At 61.1% G+C, this 20,305-nt stretch carries 14 protein-coding genes and 2 pseudogenes; 9 read left to right on the top strand and 7 right to left on the bottom strand.

The annotated features are described in order from the left end of the window. Positions 1–287: 287 nt before the first annotated feature. Entirely contained in the window at positions 288–1,319 is a 1,032-nt protein-coding gene (locus NEI07_RS08525; protein ID WP_256034004.1) for an IS110 family RNA-guided transposase, read from the bottom strand. Between the two features lie 76 nt (positions 1,320–1,395). Between NEI07_RS08525 and tnpC the strand changes: the two are divergent. After that, positions 1,396–2,020: pseudogene (gene tnpC, locus NEI07_RS08520) on the top strand (IS66 family transposase); the annotation flags it as partial. Here tnpC and NEI07_RS08515 read toward each other — a convergent pair. The 6 genes from NEI07_RS08515 to NEI07_RS08490 form a co-directional block, all read right to left on the bottom strand. Continuing rightward, positions 1,984–2,121, bottom strand: coding sequence for a hypothetical protein (locus NEI07_RS08515; RefSeq protein WP_256034005.1), 138 nt, complete (start codon positions 2,119–2,121; stop codon positions 1,984–1,986). The pseudogene tnpC and the gene NEI07_RS08515 sit on opposite strands and share 37 nt — an antisense overlap. Positions 2,122–2,270: 149 nt before the next feature. Beyond that, positions 2,271–2,654, bottom strand: a complete 384-nt coding sequence (locus tag NEI07_RS08510) for a hypothetical protein (protein WP_256034003.1) — start codon at positions 2,652–2,654, stop codon at positions 2,271–2,273. A gap of 477 nt (positions 2,655–3,131) precedes the next feature. After that, positions 3,132–3,476 (bottom strand): hypothetical protein, encoded by a 345-nt coding sequence (locus NEI07_RS08505; protein WP_256034001.1) that lies wholly within the window; start codon positions 3,474–3,476, stop codon positions 3,132–3,134. Then, a complete protein-coding gene (locus tag NEI07_RS08500; RefSeq protein WP_256034000.1) occupies positions 3,473–6,556 on the bottom strand; it encodes an efflux RND transporter permease subunit in 3,084 nt (1,027 codons plus the stop codon). Before NEI07_RS08500 ends, NEI07_RS08505 begins: the two co-directional genes overlap by 4 nt. Before the next feature lie 15 nt (positions 6,557–6,571). Further along, on the bottom strand, positions 6,572–7,714 hold the full coding sequence (locus NEI07_RS08495) for an efflux RND transporter periplasmic adaptor subunit (RefSeq protein ID WP_256033998.1): 1,143 nt from the start codon (positions 7,712–7,714) through the stop codon (positions 6,572–6,574). A gap of 28 nt (positions 7,715–7,742) precedes the next feature. Next, positions 7,743–9,434: an efflux transporter outer membrane subunit gene (locus NEI07_RS08490; protein ID WP_407659872.1), complete on the bottom strand. Its 1,692-nt coding sequence runs from the start codon at positions 9,432–9,434 to the stop codon at positions 7,743–7,745. A 271-nt stretch (positions 9,435–9,705) separates the two neighbouring features. Between NEI07_RS08490 and NEI07_RS08485 the strand changes: the two genes are divergently transcribed. The 8 genes and pseudogenes from NEI07_RS08485 to NEI07_RS08455 all read left to right on the top strand — a co-directional run. Beyond that, positions 9,706–10,425, top strand: coding sequence for a TetR/AcrR family transcriptional regulator (locus NEI07_RS08485; protein WP_256033993.1), 720 nt, complete (start codon positions 9,706–9,708; stop codon positions 10,423–10,425). A gap of 440 nt (positions 10,426–10,865) precedes the next feature. Continuing rightward, complete coding sequence (kdpF, locus tag NEI07_RS19720; RefSeq protein ID WP_083481374.1) at positions 10,866–10,952, top strand: K(+)-transporting ATPase subunit F; 87 nt, start codon at positions 10,866–10,868, stop codon at positions 10,950–10,952. 31 nt (positions 10,953–10,983) lie between these two features. Further along, the gene (gene kdpA, locus NEI07_RS08480; RefSeq protein WP_256033992.1) at positions 10,984–12,693 is read left to right on the top strand and encodes a potassium-transporting ATPase subunit KdpA; all 1,710 of its coding nucleotides are present in this window, start codon (positions 10,984–10,986) and stop codon (positions 12,691–12,693) included. Between the two features lie 12 nt (positions 12,694–12,705). Continuing rightward, the gene (kdpB, locus tag NEI07_RS08475) at positions 12,706–14,754 is read left to right on the top strand and encodes a potassium-transporting ATPase subunit KdpB (protein ID WP_256033991.1); all 2,049 of its coding nucleotides are present in this window, start codon (positions 12,706–12,708) and stop codon (positions 14,752–14,754) included. A gap of 11 nt (positions 14,755–14,765) precedes the next feature. Further along, the gene (kdpC, locus tag NEI07_RS08470) at positions 14,766–15,365 is read left to right on the top strand and encodes a potassium-transporting ATPase subunit KdpC (protein ID WP_256033990.1); all 600 of its coding nucleotides are present in this window, start codon (positions 14,766–14,768) and stop codon (positions 15,363–15,365) included. Positions 15,366–15,392: 27 nt separating this feature from the next. Next, the gene (locus tag NEI07_RS08465; RefSeq protein ID WP_256033988.1) at positions 15,393–18,092 is read left to right on the top strand and encodes a sensor histidine kinase; all 2,700 of its coding nucleotides are present in this window, start codon (positions 15,393–15,395) and stop codon (positions 18,090–18,092) included. Further along, entirely contained in the window at positions 18,089–18,778 is a 690-nt protein-coding gene (locus NEI07_RS08460; protein WP_256033987.1) for a response regulator, read from the top strand. The genes NEI07_RS08465 and NEI07_RS08460 overlap by 4 nt, the downstream gene beginning before the upstream one ends. A 387-nt stretch (positions 18,779–19,165) precedes the next feature. Further along, positions 19,166–20,305 (top strand): annotated as a pseudogene (locus tag NEI07_RS08455) (hypothetical protein); the annotation flags it as partial.

Here is a 20,305-nt window from a genome sequence, read left to right as displayed (position 1 = left end):
TTCAGTGGCGTCGTGCAGGTCGATGTGTGTGGACGCCCCGGAAAATGCAAGCAAAATCTCACTTTGGTCAGGGCATGTGGTCGGGTGCTGACGTGTGTCCGGCCTCGTAAAGCGACTTCAACACGTCGCGGGCCCTTATGGAATTCGTGGATCGGATCCAATTCGGCTACGCGTGCTCTAGGCACTCATCGACCTAATGATTCTTCCGATCCAGTCTCTGACCGATTGCCCATAATCCTCCGTTAGACCTCACCACATTCCGACGTCTCGCGACCTCTGGTTTTGCCTTATGCGGAGCCGGAGACCGGAGTTTTATAGACACCACCGTGAGCCATTAGCGCCCAAGCGATGCGTGCCAATTTGTTTGCTAAAGCGATAGCGACTAGCTTCGGCGGCTTCCTGGCCAGCATGCGCGCCAGCCAGGAGCCAGCTGATGCTGATGCTCCGTAGCGTCTCGCCCACCGGACCACGGCGGTGGCCCCAAGAACCAGAAGGCGTCGCAGATCTCGTTGCCCCATCTTGGAGGTTTTGCCGAGGCGGTCCTTCCCTCCGGACGAGTTCTGTCTGGGCGTGAGGCCAATCCAGGCGGCGAAATCGCGACCCTTTGCAAAGGTCTCTGCTGATGGCGCCAGCGCTTCCATTGCCGTGGCGCAGATTGCACCAATTCCGGGAATAGTCATCAGACGTGATGCTACTGCGTCCCTTCGGGCGCGCCTACGCAGATCTTTCTCGAGCATTGCAATCCTCTCCGAAAGAGCCTCGATGTGCAGCACGAGCTCGCCGCAGAGTTCTCTGGCGACCTCCGGCAAGTCGGTGTGCGTTTCGATCAATTCCCTTAGCCTCGAGATGTGCCTGGCACCCTGAGCAACAACCAGGCCATACTCCATCAAATGCCCGCGCAGTGCGTTAATCGTCTGGGTGCGTTGACGGACCAGCAGATCTCGAATCTTGAAAGCCATGGATGATGCTTGTTTCTCGGCGCTCTTGACCGCAACGAAACGCATAGTCGGTCGAGACGCTGCTTCGGCTATCGCCTCAGCATCTGCGGCATCATTCTTCTGGCGTTTGACAAACGGCTTCACATACGAAGGATTAATCAATCGAACATTGTGACCGAGCTTGCCAATCTCTCGCCCCCAATAATGCGCGCTGGCACATGCCTCCATCGCAACCATGCACGTCGGCAGCTGGGCGAAGAACTCGAGCATCCTGCCACGGCTGAGCTTCTTGCGGAGGAGCATTCTGCCATCCGCACTTGCGCCGTGGAGCACGAAAACATTCTTTGCCAGATCCACACCAACGATCGTAATCTCATTCATGGACGTCCTCCTTGTTGGGTCCTAAACACACCCGCATTTTCGCACGTTTGATGCCGTCGGGGGCGTCCACTCCACCGGCTACGCCGGCTATCGCGCGCTGGCGCAGAAAAACAGCGTGTCGCTCGCCTTCTGCTGGGCGCACGTCCGCAGGCGCTTTTATGACCTCGCCGCCGCCGGTCAGGCGCCGATCGCCAAGGAGGCGCTGACGCGCATCGGTGCGCTTTACGCCGTTGAAAAAGACATTCGCGGACGCAACGCAGACGAACGGCGTGCGGCGCGACTGGACAAATCCCGCCCAATCGTCGACGCGCTCAAACCCTGGTTGCGCGAAAAACTCGCGCTGATCAGCCAGAAGACCAAGCTTGCCGAAGCGATCCGCTACGCGCTCTCGCGCTGGGACGGCCTCACCCGCTTCATCGATGACGGACGGATCGAGATCGACTCCAATATCGTCGAACGCGCCATCAGACCCATTGCCCTCAATCGCAAAAATGCGCTCTTCGCCGGCTCCGACGGCGGCGCAGAGAACTGGGCGATCATCGCGTCGCTCATCGAAACCTGCAAAACTCAATGGCGTCGATCCGCAAGCCTATATGGCCGACGTCTTCACGAAGATCGTCGACGGCCATCTCGCGAGCAAACTCGATGAACTGATGCCTTGGGCCTACGCGACGCCCGCCGTGCTCAAAGACGTGGCCTGATAACAGCGGTTACCGTCATTATTGGCGTCATAAGCCAAAAGCGCGTCGCCCGGAGCGGCCCAGGCGGCCACCGGCGTCAGCTGCACGCCGTCGCCGTTCAAATCAAGCGCCACGGAAAGATACTGCTGAAGAAATCGCGGATGCCGCCGAAAATATTGTCAAATAAATTGGCGATGCTCGAAAACACACCTTTCACATCCATCCTTATTCACCCTCTCTTATAGATCAACCGAATGCACCCTGACCTATTTCATCTGTAAATAGATGATGGTGAGATACAAAAAATTAATAATACTTCAGATATGCCGATAATTGCTAATAGCACAATCAGCCTCCAAGGTATTTTACAGTATATAGCGATAGGAAGAGAAGAAACTACAAATGCAGCAAGCGCCACGAGAGCAATCACAGTCCACCCCACGACTGGTGGCGCCTCTTCCATGAACGACGGGGGTATCAGTCCAAAAAATGGAAATACAAGACAAGACAACACAACGAAGACGATAATCATGCCAATAGGCGGCAGCGCCACAAACTGGAATAGAAGAAAAACGAAGATCAGCACGGCCTTCGAACGGAATTCCAGGCGCGCAAAATCAATGAGTCCCCCCCGACGCCATAAGCCTCCTTTCATTTTAATATTCCCCTTAAAAAAGCATCAGCGTTCGGGCGGCTGACGGAGATTGAACTGCGTGGGTCCCTTATCGGCCGCTGAGGCCCCCTATAGATACTATGGACTATATTGACCGATGACTATCAAATGTCTGATAAGTCGTTTTTCTTTGCTGGTATAAAGTCGTATATATAAGGAACGAGCAGAATTTGGAGGAGAGTCACAAATACACAAAGCGTTAGCAGACCCATTATACTAACTTCGTCAAAAAATTCATCGATAATAACCGTGAATCCGACCTTATAAACTATGAAAATATATGCACAAAGAAATAGTACAAATATTACCTTATATAACCCATACAAAAATGGCCCGATTTTCGCTTGGCGCTTCCTGCAATAGTCGCACTGATCGTCGATAGAATAAATAGTTAGCGTCGTTATGATGGCTGCACACGCCATAAACATCATGGACACGACGTAATAACGATAAATGTGCTCAAAGCCATACTCTCGGTATAAAATCCTCCATAAGAAAAGTATTGCTAAACAAATAGTCGCTATAAAATACCCTAGATTTGCAACGGCACCAAATGGTGTGCGATTCGCATCTTTGCTCTGCATTTTCGCGTCTCACATAAATTGAGTTGTGGTGGCTGTGGCCGTCGAGATCGCCGCAGGCAGGAGCATCAATCCATTGAGCTGGCGCGGGTCGCCCACGAACCCTGCGGCGTTGCTGACGATTAGCTTGTATTGCCAGAAATTTCGCGTCGCCGGCGCTGAGCTTTCCGTCATGGTTCGCATCGAACACATCGCGCAGCGCCTGCATGTCGACCGCATTCATGGAGTCGCTGGCGACACAAGATCGAGCGCGGCTTTCTTGCGCGACCCCGAGTGGTCCGCCGCGAGGACGAGATAGACCGCGGGCAGAACAAACAGCGTGAACAAGGTGCCGATGGAAAGGCCCGAGGCGATCACCAGGCCCATGTTGAAGCGCGACGCCGCGCCCGCGCCCGTCGCCATGACGAGCGGCAAGACGCCGAGCACCATCGCCGCGGTGGTCATAAGGATTGGACGCAGACGAATTGACGTGGCCTCCAGGATCGCTTCCCGTTTCGACTTGCCGCCGTGCTGCAATTCATTGGCGAACTCCACGATCAGAATGCCGTGTTTGCTGATCAGGCCCATCAATGTCACCAGGCCAACCTGGGTGTAGATATTGATGCTCGCGCCGCCAAAGCCGAGCATGATGAACACCAGCGCGCCGGCGATCGACATTGGGACGGAGACGAGAATGATCAGCGGATCGCGGTAGCTCTCGAATTGCGCGGCGAGCGCCAGAAAGATGATGATGAGCGCGAAGCCAAACGTCACCGCGAAGCCGCTCGACTCCTGAATGAACTGACGCGAGGGTCCGGCATAGTCGATCGTATAGGTCGCGGGCAATGTTTGGCGCGCGACCTCTTTCAGCGTATCGAGCGCCTCGCCGGCGATGACGCCAGGCGCGGCGACGCCAGAAATCGTCACCGAATTAATCTGCTGGAAGTGATTGAGCGACTCGGGAACGATGGCGGTTTCGAGCTTGGCGACGGTCGAAAGCGGCGCCAAGGAGCCGTCCGCCGTCTTGATGTAATAATTCAAGATCTGATCCGGGTTCAGTCGAAACCGTTGGGCGACCTGCGGAATGACTTTGTACGAACGGCCGGCGAGCCCGAAATATTGCGTATAGCCGCCGCTCAGCGCGGTGGTGAGCGCCCCGCCGACGTCGATCATTCTCAGGCCGAGTTGCGCGGTCTTTTCGCGGTCGATGACAAGCGACAACTGCGGCTGATCAATCTTGAGATCGGTGTCGAGGAACATGAACTTTCCTGTCGCCAGAGCTTTCGACAGGAATTCGCGGGAGATGCCGTCCATCTTCTCGAAAGGGTCGGTGCTCTGGAAGACGAATTGAATCGGCAAGCCCATCGAGCCGGGGAGCGGCGGCGGCTGGAAGGCGACGAAGCGCACGCCCGCAACGGCGCTCAGCTCCTGCTGGAGCATATGCTGCAAGTCCTCCGCCCCGACCTTGCGCTCATCCGAAGGCTTGAGCACGACGCCCGTCAGATTCGCCCCTGGCGAATTGATCTGGAACACGCTGTCGGTCTCTGGATGTTTGGCGATGATTTTATAGGCCTGATCGGCGTAGTACAGCTTTTGTTGGAGAGTGGCGTTGGGCGCCGGAGTCGCCTGCGCCAGAATGATGCCCTGATCCTCATTTGGCGCGAGTTCGCTCTTGGCGCTGGCGTAAAGCCAATAGATGCTGGAAAGCACCAGCCCGCCGAAGACGAGCGTCACCGGCACGTAATTGAGGGAGGAATCCAGCAGACGGTGATAGCTGTCTCGGACGGCGTCCATCCGCGCGTCGATGAAGCCGACGATGCGGGACTCAAGCGTCTCCTCGCCTCGCTTCGGGGGCTTGAGCGCCAAAGCGCAGCTGACCGGCGACAAAGTGAGCGCGACGATGCCGGACACGGTGACCGCGGCCGCGAGAGTGAAAGCGAATTCGACGAAGAGCGCGCCGGTGAGGCCGCCCTGGAAGCCGATCGGCACATAGACGGCGATCAGCACGATCGTCATGGCGATGATCGGCCCCGCGAGCTCCCGCGCCGCCAGCAGCGCGGCGTCGACAGGCGCGAGGCCTTCGCCGAGATGACGGTTGACGTTTTCGACGACGATGATGGCGTCGTCGACCACGAGGCCGATCGCCAGCACGAGCGCCAGAAGCGTCAGCAGATTGATCGAGAAGCCGAAAGCGAGGAGAAACGTCAGCGAGCCGATGAGCGAAAGCGGGATCGCCATGATCGGGATCAGCACCGAGCGCCACGATCCCAAAAACACGAAGACGACGGCGGTGACGATGAGGACCGCTTCGATCAGCGTGTGAATCACCTCATCGATGGAGCTGTTCACGAAATTCGTCGTGTCGTAGACGATTTCGCTGTTCAAGCCTTGCGGCAGCGCTTTGACAATGTCGGGATAGGCGTCTTTGACGCCTTTGACGACATCGAGCAGATTCGCGTTCGGCGCCACGAGAATGCCGATATACACCGCCTGCCTGCCGTCGAACGACACCGAGGATTCATAGTCGTCCGCGCCGAGCGTGACATTGGCGACGTCGCGCAGCTTCACATTCGCGCCGTTCACCTGCTTGACGACGAGGTTGCGAAACTCCTCGAGCGAATGGAGCGAGGTCGCCGCCGAGAGATTGACCTGAACCCATTGGCCCTTGGTCGAGCCGAGGCCGGCGATATAGTCATTGCTCTGGAGGGACGCCGCCACTTCGCTGGCGGTGAGTCCATAGGCGGCGAGCTTCACCGGATCGAGCCAGGCTCTGAGCGCAAAGGTCTTGCCGCCGATAAGCTCCGCCGTCTGCACGCCAGGCACCGATTGTAGACGCGGCTGCACGACGCGGATGAGATAGTCCGTCACCTGGCTCGGCGTGAGGATGTCGCTGCTGAAGCCAATATACATGGCGTCGGTCGACTGACCGATCTTGACGGTGATGACGGGGCGCTGCACGGCCTGCGGCAATTGGTTGAGCACCGAATCGATCTTGGTGCTGATCTCGGTGAGCGCCTTGCCGGAATCATAGTTCAGCCGCAGATTGGCGGTGATCGTGCTCACCCCGATCTGACTCGTCGAGGTGAGATAGTCGATGCCATTCGCCTGCGCGACGGCGTTTTCGAGCGGCGTCGTGACGAAACCGGCGACGGTCGCCGGATCGGCGCCAAAATAGGATGTTGTCACCGTGACAACGGCGTTTTGCGTGCGCGGATATTGCAGCACGGACAGAGTCGCCAGCGATCTCAGGCCAAGCACCAGGATCAGCAGGCTCAACACGCTGGCGAGCACCGGGCGGCGCACGAAAATGTCAGTGAAACGCATCTTGCGAAATCTCCGTCACTGATCCACGGGCCTGGGATAGGCGTCGACAGGCGGTGACGGCTCTTGCGAAATGGCCAGCGGCGAGCCGTTGCGCAGCTTGACCTGACCGGCCGTGACGACCGTGGCGCCTTCGGGCACGCCTTCGAGGACCGACACTTCATCGCCGCGCGACTCGCCGAGCCGAACGAAGGCTTGATGCGCGACGAGCCCGGAGCCTTGCGGCGTCTTCTTATCGGCGCTCTCCTCGCTTTTTTGCGCAAGGAACACCGAATTGCCGAACGGCGCATAGACGATCGCCGTTTGCGGCAGCGTGATGAGGCGCTGTGGCTTGCCGGTCGCGATTTCCACCGAAGCGAACATGCCGGGGCGCAGCTTGCGTTCGGCATTGGCGAGGCTCGCGCGTATCTGCACGTTGCGGCTCGCGAGATCCACCTTGGAGCTGATCGCGTCGATCTTGCCGGTAAAGCTCTGGCCGGGAAAGGCGTCGACCGTCGCGGCGATCGTTTGGCCGACCGAAACGCCGTTCAAGTCCTGCTGGGGCAGGACAAAGTCGAGAAAAATCGGATCAAGCGCCTGCAAGGTGACGATCACCGTTCCGGCGCCGATATATTGGCCAAGATCAATCTGGCGGATGCCGAGCCTTCCGGCAAAGGGCGCGAGCAGAGTCTTCTGCGCGATCACCGCCTCCTGCTGCACGACTTGGGCGTTGGCGCTTCTCAGATTGGCGACGTCCGAATCCACTGTCGCCTGACTCGCCGCATGGATTTTGAGCTGCGACTGGTCGCGGCGCAGGTTGATGGCGTTGAGCTCCGCCGTGGCTTTCAACGCTTCAAGCCGGGCGTTGTCCGTATCCTTGCGCAGCTCGATGAGAACTTGCCCCGCCTCGACGTCCTGGCCCGACTGGAAGTGGATCTTCTCAACGATGCCGGAGGTTTCGAGCGAGAGGTCCGCGCCATTAACGGCGCGGAACGTGCCGATCGCTGAAAACTTCGGGCGCCATTCCCGATAGGCGGCCGTCGTCACCGACACGGTCTGTGGCGGATTGGCCATGGAGGCGAGGAACCGCCCGATCATCACCGAGCGGAAACTGACGAAGCCGTATAGGGCTGCGAACACGAGGGCGACGCTCGCCAGCATGATCATCATGGGCTTGAACATCGATCCGAGTCGGTCTTGCAATAGTGTGTTAACGGGCACGGGAGCGTTCCTCAGCCTCGGCGCGTATGGCCGCCGCGATCGGCAGGGTTGAAATGAGGTCGGTGGGTTTGGGAAGCGACGCCGGCGTCTCGTCGAGGCGATTCCACCAACCGCCGCCGAGCGCCTGCATCAGCGCCGCCGTGTCGGAGAAGCGCGCGGCCTGCGCCTGAACGCGATTGAGACGGGCGCTGAGCAGAGTCTGCTCGGCGTTGAGCACCGTCGTATAGGTGGTCGAGCCGGCCGCATATTGGGCTTCCGAGATATCCAAGCTTTCGGCGGCGGCCTTTTCAGCCGCAACCTGCGCACGCAGCGTCTCCGCGTCATGCTTGATCGCCTGCAAGGCGTCGGCGACGTTCTGGAAGGCGCTGATCACGGTCGCGCGATATTGCGCTTCCGACTGTTCGAGCGCGGCGAGCTTCGCCTCGCGCTGGTGGAACAATCTGCCGGCGTCGAACGCCTGGCCGGAGACCTGCGTCGCCAGATTATAGACCGAGGTCTGCGGTAAGAATAATTGCGAGAAATTGGTCGCTTGGCTGCCGCCATTGCCCGTCAGCGTGAGCTGCGGCAGCATATTTGCCGTGGCGACGCCGACATTGGCGCTCGCCTGATGCAACTGCGCCTCCGCCGAAAGAAGGTCGGGACGCTGGCGCACCAGATTGGAGGGCAGGCTTAACGGCAGATCGCGCGGCAGATGCAGATGCTCTATGTCGATCGCCTCTCCCTTGTCGTCATTGGGAAAGCGGCCGAGATAGGCCATGAGCTGATTGCGCGTCTGCGCCCGCGCCTTTTCGAGCGGCGGCAGCGTCGCTTGCGCCTGAGCGACGAGCGCCTTTTCCGAGACGACGTCGGCCGCGCTCACGGCGCCGAGTTCGAAGCGCTTCTGCAGAATATCGAGTTGCTTCTGATAGTCGGCGATGAGTACGCGCGTGACCTTGATCTGCGAGGCGTAGGAGGAATCGGCGATCGCCGCGGTCACCACATTGGCGGTCAGCGCCAGATAGGTCGCTTCAAGCTGGAAGCGCTGATATTCGGCCGCGGCGATATCGCTCTCGACCGTGCGCGCCGTCTTGCCGAAGACGTCGGGCGTGAAGGACACCGCGGCATTCGAATTATGGAGCGTATAGATGTACGCCGTCGGCCCGCTCGACGAAGAGCTTTGCGATCCGCTGGACGAGGAGCTCGACGAGGAGCTTTGCCCGAAACCGCCGAATTGCGCCGTCGTCATTTGCTGGCGCGACACGCTCTGGGTCAGAGTGGCCGATGGAAAGAAGGAGCCTACATCGGCTTCCGTCGTCTCCCGCGCCTGGCGAAGCGCCGCTTCCGCGGCCGCGATGTTTGGATGATTGCGCACCGCCTCGGCCACGAGCGCCGAAATTTGCTTCGAGCGGAACAGTCGCCACCATTCCCCCGGAATGTCGCGGCCAGGAACGAGCCTTTGTGCGCCGCCGCCCGCGATGGCCGCCGACTGGGTGATGTTGGCAGGCTTGCCCACCGCATAGCCCGCGCCCAAGGGCGCATCGGGCGCGGCAAAGTCGGGACCCACCGCGCAGCCGGACAGTGACGCGGCAAGCAAAAGCCCCAACACAGCCGCCCTTTCCTTTGAGCTAAGCAATGTCCTTTGGGGCCGATCGATGTTTCGCGCCTTAGGCCTTCCCAGCGGAACAGCGACGCGATTCCCCACAAGCGGGTTGAGCAAAGGCCGGAATATTTGAGGCGCCCTCCATAATCATACTGGGCCCAGGTTGAACTGAACGGTTCAGTTTTATGCTTGCCCTTTGGCGCCTGTCAACGCTAAAATTGAACTGGGTCGTTTAGTTTGAAACTTTTCGAAAGTGGGCCGATAGATGACGTCACGCCACCGGCTTTGCCGGTTCAGCCTCGGTGGAGGCGTGGGGAATGAGCGTATGGCGCGGGGGCAGAGCCTTGAAGCAAGAGTCGGCGGCGTCGCCGGTATGAAGACTGAAATCGAGGAACCCGCCATGAAGAGCCCGTCGACGGATCATGCGACGGCGGCAGGATCGACAGAGGCGCATGTTGCGGGACGGAAGGAATGTTCCGTAATCGAGGCCGCGCGAAAATTATTCCTTGAACAGGGTTTCGCCGAGACGAGCATGGACGCGATCGCGCGGTCCGCTTGCGTGTCGAAGGCGACGCTTTACGCTTACTTTCCGAGCAAGGAAGCTTTGTTCGCCCATTTGATCGAAGCGGAATGCCGCCTGAAAGCGAGCAGGCTGCAGATGCCAGATCTCGATATCGGCCTTGTCGAGGCGCTTCGAAGCTTCGCGCGTCAATTTGTCGAGGTGTATTTGACGCCGGAGTCGATGGCGTTTTTTCAGGCGATTTCCAGTGAGCGCATGCGCTTTCCGCAACTCTGCAGGCTCTTCTTTGAAAGTGGGCCGAAAAACGAGCTCATGCGCGTCGCGGCGTTGCTCGAAGAGGCCAAAGACCGCGGCCTGCTGACGTTCTCAGACGCGAATGAAGCCGCTAGCCATTTTTTGAGTCTTGTCCGCGGGGACCTACCGCTTCACACGGCGCTCGGTCTCGAACCGGGAGCCGAAGCCTCCGTTACCGCGAAGGTCGACGCCGGAATTGATGCTTTTCTGAGAGCATACAGGCGAGCGGGAACTTCGCGCATTGCAACAAAATGTCGTAACAGGACCGCTTCAAACTAATTTCACGATGCGAATGTCGTTTGATTGCCACTCATCCATCCATTTGCTCACCACCCTAGACGACCCGCGAGCGAGCGCCATGTGAAGCGCCATGTGAGCGGCCTCGACCGACCGAAATCCTAATAGCGCCTTTACATCATTCCCGCGCAAATTGCGGTTCGTCATTCTCGTGTGGCGAAGACCGAAGCGAGAACGCGACAATAAAGCGAGATGCGCTCATGCCTCTATCTCTCATTGGCCTCGGCGTCGCGGCCTTTATCTTTGTGATCGCGAACAATCTGGTTCACGAGATGCGCGCGCGGCGTGCGCGCATTGATTCACGGCGCCGGTAAGCGCGGAGAGGAACCATGCTCGATATTCTGTACGTTGGCCTCGGTCTTTTCCCATTTGCGATCGTCGGCGCCTATGCGCGGGCCTGCGGGCGCCTTTAGGAGAACCGCATGTTTGAACCTGTCATTGGACTGATCGTCGCCGTTCTTCTCGGCGCCTATCTCGCCTATACGCTGCTCCATCCGGAAAAATTCTAAAGGGAGGCTCGGCGCATGCCGAGCGTTCGCCATGACGTCCATTGGGCTGGCGCAAATCGCCATCGTCCTGCTTGCCGTTATTGTCGCGGCTGTTCCGCTCGGCAATTACATAGCCACCGTCTTAGCGGGCGAGCGCAGCCTGCTCTCTCCCGCGCTCTCGCCCATTGAGCGCGTCTTCTACAGACTCGCCGGCGTTGATCCTGCGCGGGAGCAAAACTGGCTTGCCTACACGATGGCCATGCTGGCCTTCAGCGTCGTTGGATTTGCGTCGCTCTACGCCCTGCAGCGGCTCCAGGCCTATCTGCCGCTCAACCCTCAGGGCTTTAGCGGGGTTCCCGCCGACCTCGCCTTCAACACGTCGATGAGCTTCGTCACCAACACCAACTGGCAGAACTACGGCGGCGAGTCGACGATGAGCCATCTGACGCAGATGCTCGGCCTCACGGTGCACAATTTTGTGTCCGCTGCGACGGGCCTTGCGATGGCCTTCGCCTTGGTGCGCGGTTTCTCGCGCGCCGAATCGCCGACAATCGGCAATTTCTGGGTCGACCTCACCCGTTCGACGCTTTACGTGCTCCTGCCGATGTCGATCGTCGTCGCGCTCGCCCTGGTCGCTCTCGGCGTGCCGCAAACGCTTCAAGGCTCGATCGAAGCGACAACGCTCGAAGGCGCCAAGCAGACGCTGGCCATAGGCCCGGTGGCCAGCCAAGAGGCGATCAAGGAACTCGGCACGAATGGCGGCGGCTTCTTCAACGCCAATTCCGCGCATCCTTTCGAGAGCCCGAACGCCCTTTCCAACATGCTGGAGATCTGGGCGCTGCTCGTCATCCCCTTCGCCACGGCCTTCGCCTTCGGGCGTGCGGTCTTCGACTATCGACAAGGTCGCGCGATCGCCATCACGATGATGATCGTGCTCGTCGCAGGCGTTCTGGTCGCTTACTGGGCCGAGGCAGGCGGCAATCCGTTGCTGACCGAGATCGGCGTCGATCCGTCGCCTGGCAATATGGAAGGCAAGGAGGTCCGCTTCGGCCCCGCGATGAGCGCGCTATTCGCCGCCGCGACGACCGGCACCAGCTGCGGCGCCGTCAACGCCATGCACGACTCCTTCATGCCGCTCGGCGGTCTCGTGCCCTTGTTCAACATGCTGATGGGCAGCATCGCGCCGGGCGGCGTCGGCGCCGGACTCTACGGCTTTCTGGTGCTGGCGATCATCGCCGTTTTCATCGCCGGGCTTATGGTCGGCCGCACGCCGGAATATCTCGGCAAGAAGATCGAGACGCGCGAGATGAAGCTCGCGATGCTGGCGGTGCTGATCTATCCGCTCAGCGTGCTTGGCTTCACCGGCGTTTCAGTCATGCTTCAGACCGGCCTCGCTAGTCTGAACAACGCCGGCCCGCACGGGCTTTCCGAAATCCTTTACGCATTCGCTTCAGCGACGGATAACAACGGATCGGCTTTCGCAGGCCTAACGGGCAATACGCCTTGGTACAACACGACGCTCGGCGTCGCGATGCTGCTCGGACGCTTCGCCTTTGTCATTCCCGTGTTGGCGATCGCCGGCGCGTTCGCGGCGAAAAAGAAGGGCGCCGCCTCGGTGGGAACCTTCCCGACGCATGGGCCTCTCTTCATTGGCCTGCTGCTCGGCGTCATCGTCATCCTCTATCTGCTGCAATATTTCCCGGCGCTTGCGCTCGGCCCCATCGTCGAGCATTTCGCGCTGCTTGCCGGAAAAACCTTCTAAGGAGCATGTCAGATGTCGCATAAGGTCGCCGCTCCCGGTCTATTCGACGCCGCGATCACGAAGCGCGCCGCCATCGACGCCTTCAGGAAGCTCGATCCCAGACGCCTCGCGCGCAATCCGGTGATCTTCGTCACGGAAGTCGTGTCGGCGGTGGTCACGGCGTTCTTTGTGCGCGATCTCCTTGCCCAGAACGGCGCCGCCGTTTTCTCGGGGCAGATCGCCGCCTGGCTGTGGTTCACCGTGCTTTTCGCCAATTTTGCCGAAGCGGTGGCGGAGGGACGCGGAAAGGCGCAGGCGGACGCGCTGCGCAGGACGCGTAGCGATTCACACGCCAAACGGTTGATTGATCCGCAGAACAAGAGCGGCATGAAGGACGTCTATGAAGGCGTTTCGGCGCTCGATCTCAAACTCGGCGACCTGGTGCTGGTCGAGGCGGGCGACCTCATCCCCGGCGACGGCGAAGTGATCGAAGGCGTCGCCTCGGTCAACGAGTCGGCGATCACCGGCGAATCCGCGCCGGTCATCCGCGAGGCGGGCGGCGACCGTTCCGCCGTGACCGGCGGCACGACGGTTCTCTCCGACTGGATCAAGGTCAAGATCACCGCGGCGCCCGGTTCGACCTTTATCGATCGGATGATCGCGCTCGTCGAGGGCGCGCAGCGGCAGAAAACGCCGAACGAACTTGCGCTGTCGATTCTCCTGTCCGGGCTGACCATCATATTTCTCATCGTCTGCGTGACGCTTTGGCCGCTCGCGATCTACTCCGGCGCGGCGATTTCGGTGACCGTGCTGATCGCGCTCCTCGTCTGTCTGATCCCGACGACGATCGGCGGACTCTTGTCGGCGATCGGCATCGCCGGCATGGACCGGCTGATCCGCTTCAACGTCATCGCCACCTCGGGTCGCGCTGTGGAGGCGGCGGGCGACGTGGACACGCTGCTCCTCGACAAGACCGGCACCATCACCTTCGGCAATCGCATGGCCGACGAGTTCGTTCCGGTCGAAGGCGTTTCGGAACATGCTTTCGTCGAAGCGGCGCTGCTTGCTTCGCTCGCGGATGAAACGCCGGAGGGGCGCTCAATCGTCGCTCTGGCGAAAAGCGCGCTTGGCGCTTTAGCGCCAAACCTCGGACCGGACGCGCAGATCGTCCCCTTTTCGGCGCACACGCGCATTTCCGGCGTTGATCTTCCTGGCCGGACGCTGCGCAAGGGCGCCGTCGACGCGGTCGCGGCGCAAGTCGCGTCCGTTCCCCTTGATTTCGAAGGCGCTGTCGAGCGCATCTCGCGTTCGGGCGGCACGCCCCTCGCCGTGTCCGAAAACGGCAAACTGCTCGGCGTCATTCATCTCAAAGACATTATCAAGCCCGACATAAAATCGCGCTTCGCCGCCTTGCGCGCGATGGGCGTCAAAACCGTGATGGTCACCGGCGACAATCCGATTACCGCCGCGGCGATCGCCGGAGAAGCGGGAGTCGACGACTTCATCGCGCAAGCCAAGCCCGAGGACAAACTCGCCTATATCCGTAAGGAGCAGCAGGGCGGCCGCCTGATCGCCATGTGCGGCGACGGCACCAATGACGCGCCGGCGCTCGCTCAGGCGGACGTTGGCGTCGCCATGCAGACGGGCACGCAGGCGGCGCGCGAAGCGGGCAACATGGTCGACCTCGATAGCGATCCGACAAAGCTCATCGAAATCGTCGCGATCGGCAAGCAGCTGCTGATGACGCGCGGTTCGCTGACCACCTTCTCGATCGCCAATGACGTCGCCAAATATTTCGCGATCATCCCAGCGTTGTTTGTCGTCGCCTATCCGGAACTGGAGGCGATCAACATCATGAAGCTCGCCTCGCCGCAGTCGGCCATCCTCTCGGCGGTGATCTTCAACGCGCTCATCATTATCGCGCTCATCCCGCTCGCGCTGAAAGGCGTGCCCTACCGGCCCGTGGGCGCCGCCGCCTTACTGCGACGAAATCTGCTGATCTATGGGCTCGGCGGGCTCGTCGCGCCCTTCATCGGCATCAAGCTCATTGACCTCGCCGTCTCGGCCATTCATCTCGCATAAGGAGCTCTCGGATGCTCTCCCAAATTCGCCCGGCGATCGTCATGATCGTTCTCTTCACCGCGCTGACCGGAATTCTCTATCCGCTCGCGATCACCGGCGTTGCGCAACTCGCCCTGCCGACGCAGGCGAATGGAAGCGTGATCGAACGCGATGGAACGGTGATCGGCTCGGCGCTGATCGGACAGAACTTTGCCTCCGATCGCTATTTTCACGGCCGGCCGTCGGCGACGACAGGCTCCGACCCAGCTGATCCTTCCAAAACCGTCGACGCGCCCTACAATGCAGCGAACTCTATGGGCTCCAATCTCGGGCCAACGTCAAAGAAGCTCATCGATCGCGTCAATGCGGCGATCGAGGCGGAATTCGCCGCCGGCCGGATTGACGTCGTCGCCGCTGACGCCGCGACAACGTCCGCCTCCGGCCTTGATCCGCATATTTCGCCGCAGTTCGCGCTGGCTCAGGCGGCAGCCGTCGCCAAGGCCCGCAATCTCAGCGAGGCGCAGGCGCGCGCCGTCGTCGAAGCGAATGTCGAAGGGCGCGTTCTTGGCGTGATCGGCGAGCCGCGTGTAAATGTGCTCTTGCTGAATTTGGCTCTTGATCGCTTACAATAGAGGTGATGCGAGAGAAGGTAGACGTCTTTGGCCCGCGATGACGAAGACTTCGACCGCCGACCTGACCCCGATGCTCTCCTTGCCTTGAGCGACAAGGAGAGCAAAGGGAAGCTCTGCGTGTTCCTCGGCGCCGCGCCCGGCGTCGGCAAAACCTACGCGATGCTGGCGCGCGCGCAAGCGGCCAAGGCTGAGGGACTCGATATTGTCGTAGGGGTAGCGGAAACGCATGGGCGCGCTGAGACGCAAGCGCTCCTCAACGGACTTGAGACTCTGCCACGTCGCAAGTGCGACTATCGCGGCCGGATCATCGAAGAATTCGACATCGACGCGGCGCTGGCGCGAAAGCCTCAGCTCATCCTCGTCGACGAACTCGCGCACACCAACGCGCCCGACAGCCGCCATCCCAAACGTTGGCAGGATGTCGAAGAGCTGCTCGACGCCGGCATCGACGTCTGGACGACGCTCAATGTCCAGCATCTGGAAAGCCTCGCCGACGTCGTATCGCGCGTCACCGGCGTCGCGGTGCGCGAGACCGTGCCGGACCGCGTCCTGCAGAACGCCGCCGACGTCATCCTTGTCGACATCACGCCGGAAGAACTGCTGCAGCGGCTGAAGGATGGCAAGGTCTATGTTCCCGAGACGGCGAGACGCGCGACGCAGAATTTCTTCACGCCGCGCAACCTCACGGCGCTGCGCGAACTAGCGCTGCGGCGGACGGCCGAGCGCGTCGACGATCAGATGGTCGACTTCCTGCGGCAAGGCGCGATTGAGGGACCCTGGGCGACGGCGGAACGTCTGCTCGTCTGCGTCGGGCGTGATGCAAACTCCGAGGCGGTGGTTCGCGCCGGGGCGCGCCTCGCCACGGCCCTCAACGCCACATGGATCGCGCTTTACGTCGAGCGCGTCGGCCAGGAGGAACCCTCCGCCGAAGTCGTGAGACATGTCGATCAGTCGCTGCGGCTCGCGGAGCGGCTCGGCGCCGAAGTCGCGCGCATCTCTGGCGACGATCTCGCAGGCGAAGCGCTGCGTTTCGCGCGACGCGAGAATATCACGCAGATCGTCTTGGGCCGCTCGCGCGCACGGCCTTTTTCTCGACTGCTGCGGCGCTCGCTGACCGACGAAATTCTTCGGCGGTCGACCGATATCGCGGTTCACGTCGTTGTGCAGGAGGACGGCCCGCCGCAAAGCCAACAGGCTCGGAAATTGCCGACCTTGTCGCAGACATGGATCGGTTTCGGCGGCGCTGCGGTCTCCGTCATGATGACCGTCCTCGTCGGTTATGGCCTCGAGCGCTGGCTCGGCCTCGTCAATCCGTCGGTCATCTTCCTGCTTCCCGTCGTGCTTTGCGCCGTGTGGCTCGGGATGTGGTCCGCGATCATTGCTGCGGTTCTGTCCTTTTTCGCCTGCGACTTTTTCTTCTTTAGTCCGCGCTATGAACTCACCATTTCGCAACCGCAGGAATTTCTAACGCTCGTCGTCGCGTTGGTGGTCGCCGTCATAACGGGAATGCTCGCGAGCAAAATGCGCACTTACGCGCAAAACATGCGGCAGCGGTCTCAAGCCGTGCAGTCGCTGTTCGAATTCTCTCGCAAGCTCTCCACGATAGCGACGCCTGACGACATTCTCTGGGCCTCCACTCTGCAGATCCAGAAAGCCGGCGAAGCGTCCAGCGTCGTCATGCTGATCCCCGAAGAGAGCGGTTTGAAAGTGTCGGCGGCCTGGCCGCCGGTCGATCGGATGGACGCCGGCGAACTTGCCGCCGCCCGTTGGGCGCTCGAAAAAGCCGAGCCTGCCGGATGGCGGACAGACACGCTGCCCAATGTGCGTTTTCAATTCCGGCCTCTCGCGACGGCGCGCGGCGTCGTCGCCGTTTGCGGGATCGAGCCCAAGACGCCCGAGGAGCCGCTTTCCGCCGCCGCGGAAAGCACGATTTCTTCACTGATCGAACAGACCGCGATCGCAATCGACCGTTCGATGCTCGTTGGCGAATCTGTCAAGGCGGCGGCTCTCGAGGAAAATGAAAAATTGCGGACGATTCTGCTCTCCGCGTTGTCGCATGATCTGCGCACGCCGCTGACCTCGATCACCGGCGCGGTGACGAGCCTGCGCGAACTTGGCGAGAAGCTTCCGCTGGAGGATCGCAAAGACCTTCTGCTGTCGATTGAAGAAGAGGCCGGGCGCCTGTCGCGCTTCATCGCCAATATGCTCGATATGTCGCGCATCGAGTCGGGCGCGCTGGCGCCGCGCAGCGATCTCGTCGATGTGGCGGAGGTGATCCGCAGCGTCCTCGAAAGAGCCAAGAGAACTTTTCCAGGCAAGGATACTTCGATCAGCATCGCGCCCGACCTTCCGCCTATTCGCGGCGACGCCAATCTGCTCGGACAGGTTCTCTTCAATCTGATCGACAATGCGCATAAATATGGCGGACCTGCCGGCGCGATCATTCACGCCCGGCGCGAAGTCGGCGATGTCGTCATCACCGTGACCGACGAGGGGCCCGGCGTCAAAGCAGCCGACCTCGAGCGCATTTTCGAGAAGTTTTATCGCAGCGGGCGCGTCGACGGCCGCAAGGCCGGAACTGGGCTGGGCCTCTCGATCTGCCGCGGTCTGGTCAGCGCCATGGGCGGAACCATCGTCGCGCAAAGCCCTGCCGCACGCCGTCGAGGCACGAGACTCATCATGCGCTTTCCCGCCGCGCGCGAATCGCAGCGGGGCGTGGCGGCATGAGCGGCGCGCGCGTTCTCGTCGTCGACGACGAACCTCAAATACAGCGCGTCTTGCGGCCTTCGCTGACGGCGAGCGGCTATGAGGTGCGCGAAGCGGCGACAGGCCGCGAGGCGCTCGCGGCTGTAGGCGAACATTCGCCCGATCTCATCATCCTCGATCTTGGCCTTCCGGACATGGACGGCAAGGAAGTGCTGCGAAAGCTGCGAATCCTTACGCGAACGCCGGTGATTGTTCTCTCGGCGCGCGACCGGGAATCGGAAAAGATCGCCGCGCTCGACCTCGGCGCGGATGATTACGTCGAGAAGCCATTCGCGATGGGAGAGCTGCTGGCGCGCATGCGCACGGCCTTACGTCATTCCCAGGATAAGACTTTGGAGTCGGAACGCGTTGCGGTCGACGGACTTGTCGTGAATTTGCATAAGCGCATGGTGACGAAAAATGGCGCGCCGGTGAAACTGACGCCGAAGGAATTCGATCTTCTGGCTTTTCTCACGCGACATTCGGGCCGACCGTTGACGCACCGGGAAATCCTCAAGACCGTTTGGGGGCCTGCGCATCAGAACGACAGTCAATATCTACGCGTCTTTATCGGCCAGCTACGGGCGAAGATAGAGGAAAACGCCGCGACGCCCAAAATCATCGTGACCGAACCCGGCGTCGGCTACCGATTTATCGAGTCCGAGTAAGAGGGACTTATCTGTGACCGCGTCACGCTGCGCTTAAATGCATGAATCCAGCTTCACCATTTCACAGACTTTATAGGCGCTTAATCATTTGTCTCTAATTTTGATATGAAGGCGCGTCAGATCCGCTCTGAATTCCGCGCCCTCACGCCCGCCAGGGCGAGCCCTATGCAAAGGCGGCGCAAAGGCGGCGCAAAGGCGGCGGTTGTCGCTCAAGCCGTTTACGCGGACTCTGTGGCGGAACGGCGTCATGGCGCTGCATAAGAATGTCGCGCGGCCGCGCGCGCGATGGCGCTGAATTGCGCGATTGCTGCGCGCGCGGATATGCTTCCCCAGACTTCAGCTTCGCATGGCCACGTCGCCATGCCTCACGCTCGGGCGCAGCCGTCAATGTGGAGAGAGCAGTTCGACTATTACTGGGATGGGCGGCGCCGGCTGGCCATCGGCTGGTTCGAAGGCGCCGAACGCGCGGCGGTCCGGCCGGAACTCACGGTCGTCTCGGCGCGCGACGAGCGCTTTACGAGCGCGCCCACGCTCATCGACGTCATCGGCGCCGCGCGCTGGCGCGCCCGCATCATTGTCGTTGATGTGCCGCCTGAGCATCGATTCGTCCGACTGACCGCCGCCGACGGCGCCGAACTCATCCTGGCGCTTTCCGCGGAGCGCGAGCTGCCGCAGGGCGGCGACTGGCGTTTGCTCCTGACGTTGCTGCCGGACGCCGGCGGCGCCGACCCCGTCGCCTTTCGGCTGGCGGCGTTTCCGGCGCGCGGCGACGTCGAACGGCTGTCGCGCGAGCAGACCGCGGCGGCCGGGGCGCGATTGGTATGGGCGATCGGCCAGCGCCGCGTCGTCGAGCGCGCCGACAACGCTGTCGTCATCCGCCTCGCGCCGGCGCGCCGCATCTTCCCGGCCTATCAAAGCCGACTCGTCCTGGAGGCCGCGCCGTTCGAATCGTCGGCGGCCGCCGACGCGCGCGAAGCGCCCTTCGCCATCATGGAGCATTGGCTGCGCGAATCCGGCGCGCCGCGTATTATCCTTCGCCTGCGAATTCCCGATTCGATCGAAGAGAGCGCCACGCTGCTGGGCCGATGCAGCGTCGCGCTGGCGATGAACCAGCGGCGGCGGCTGAAAGGCTGGACGCTCGAGCAGCGGTCGGCGGGAGAACCCGCCGTCGATCCGCTCACCTTCGACGACCTGCGGCAGGCGACGGGCGATCCGCATGAACATCCGGACGCGGCGGAAACGGCGGAGCCGGTCGTCGTCGGCAATCTTTTGGCGCTGCTTGTCGATCCTGAAGAGGCTGAGGTCGACGGAATCGCCTTGCGTCGCAGCCGCGAGAAAAGCGCCCCCGGCATGGGCGAAACCGCGGAAATCGAGTTTTACGGCGCGGCCCTTGGCGATGACGTCGGCATCGTTTGCCCGGCCGCGGGGCCTGGCGATCTCGGCATCGCCCCGATTGATCCCGGCGGACCCGCCTTCGCGCGGCTTTTTCGTGTTGAAGGCGACGGACTCGCGCCGCGCCGCGCGACG

It is taken from the genome of Methylocystis suflitae, assembly GCF_024448135.1.
In the GTDB taxonomy this organism is placed as follows: domain Bacteria; phylum Pseudomonadota; class Alphaproteobacteria; order Rhizobiales; family Beijerinckiaceae; genus Methylocystis; species Methylocystis suflitae.
The sequence above is the reverse complement of the archived record's forward strand: the minus strand, read 5'-3'. Positions and strand labels throughout refer to the sequence as shown.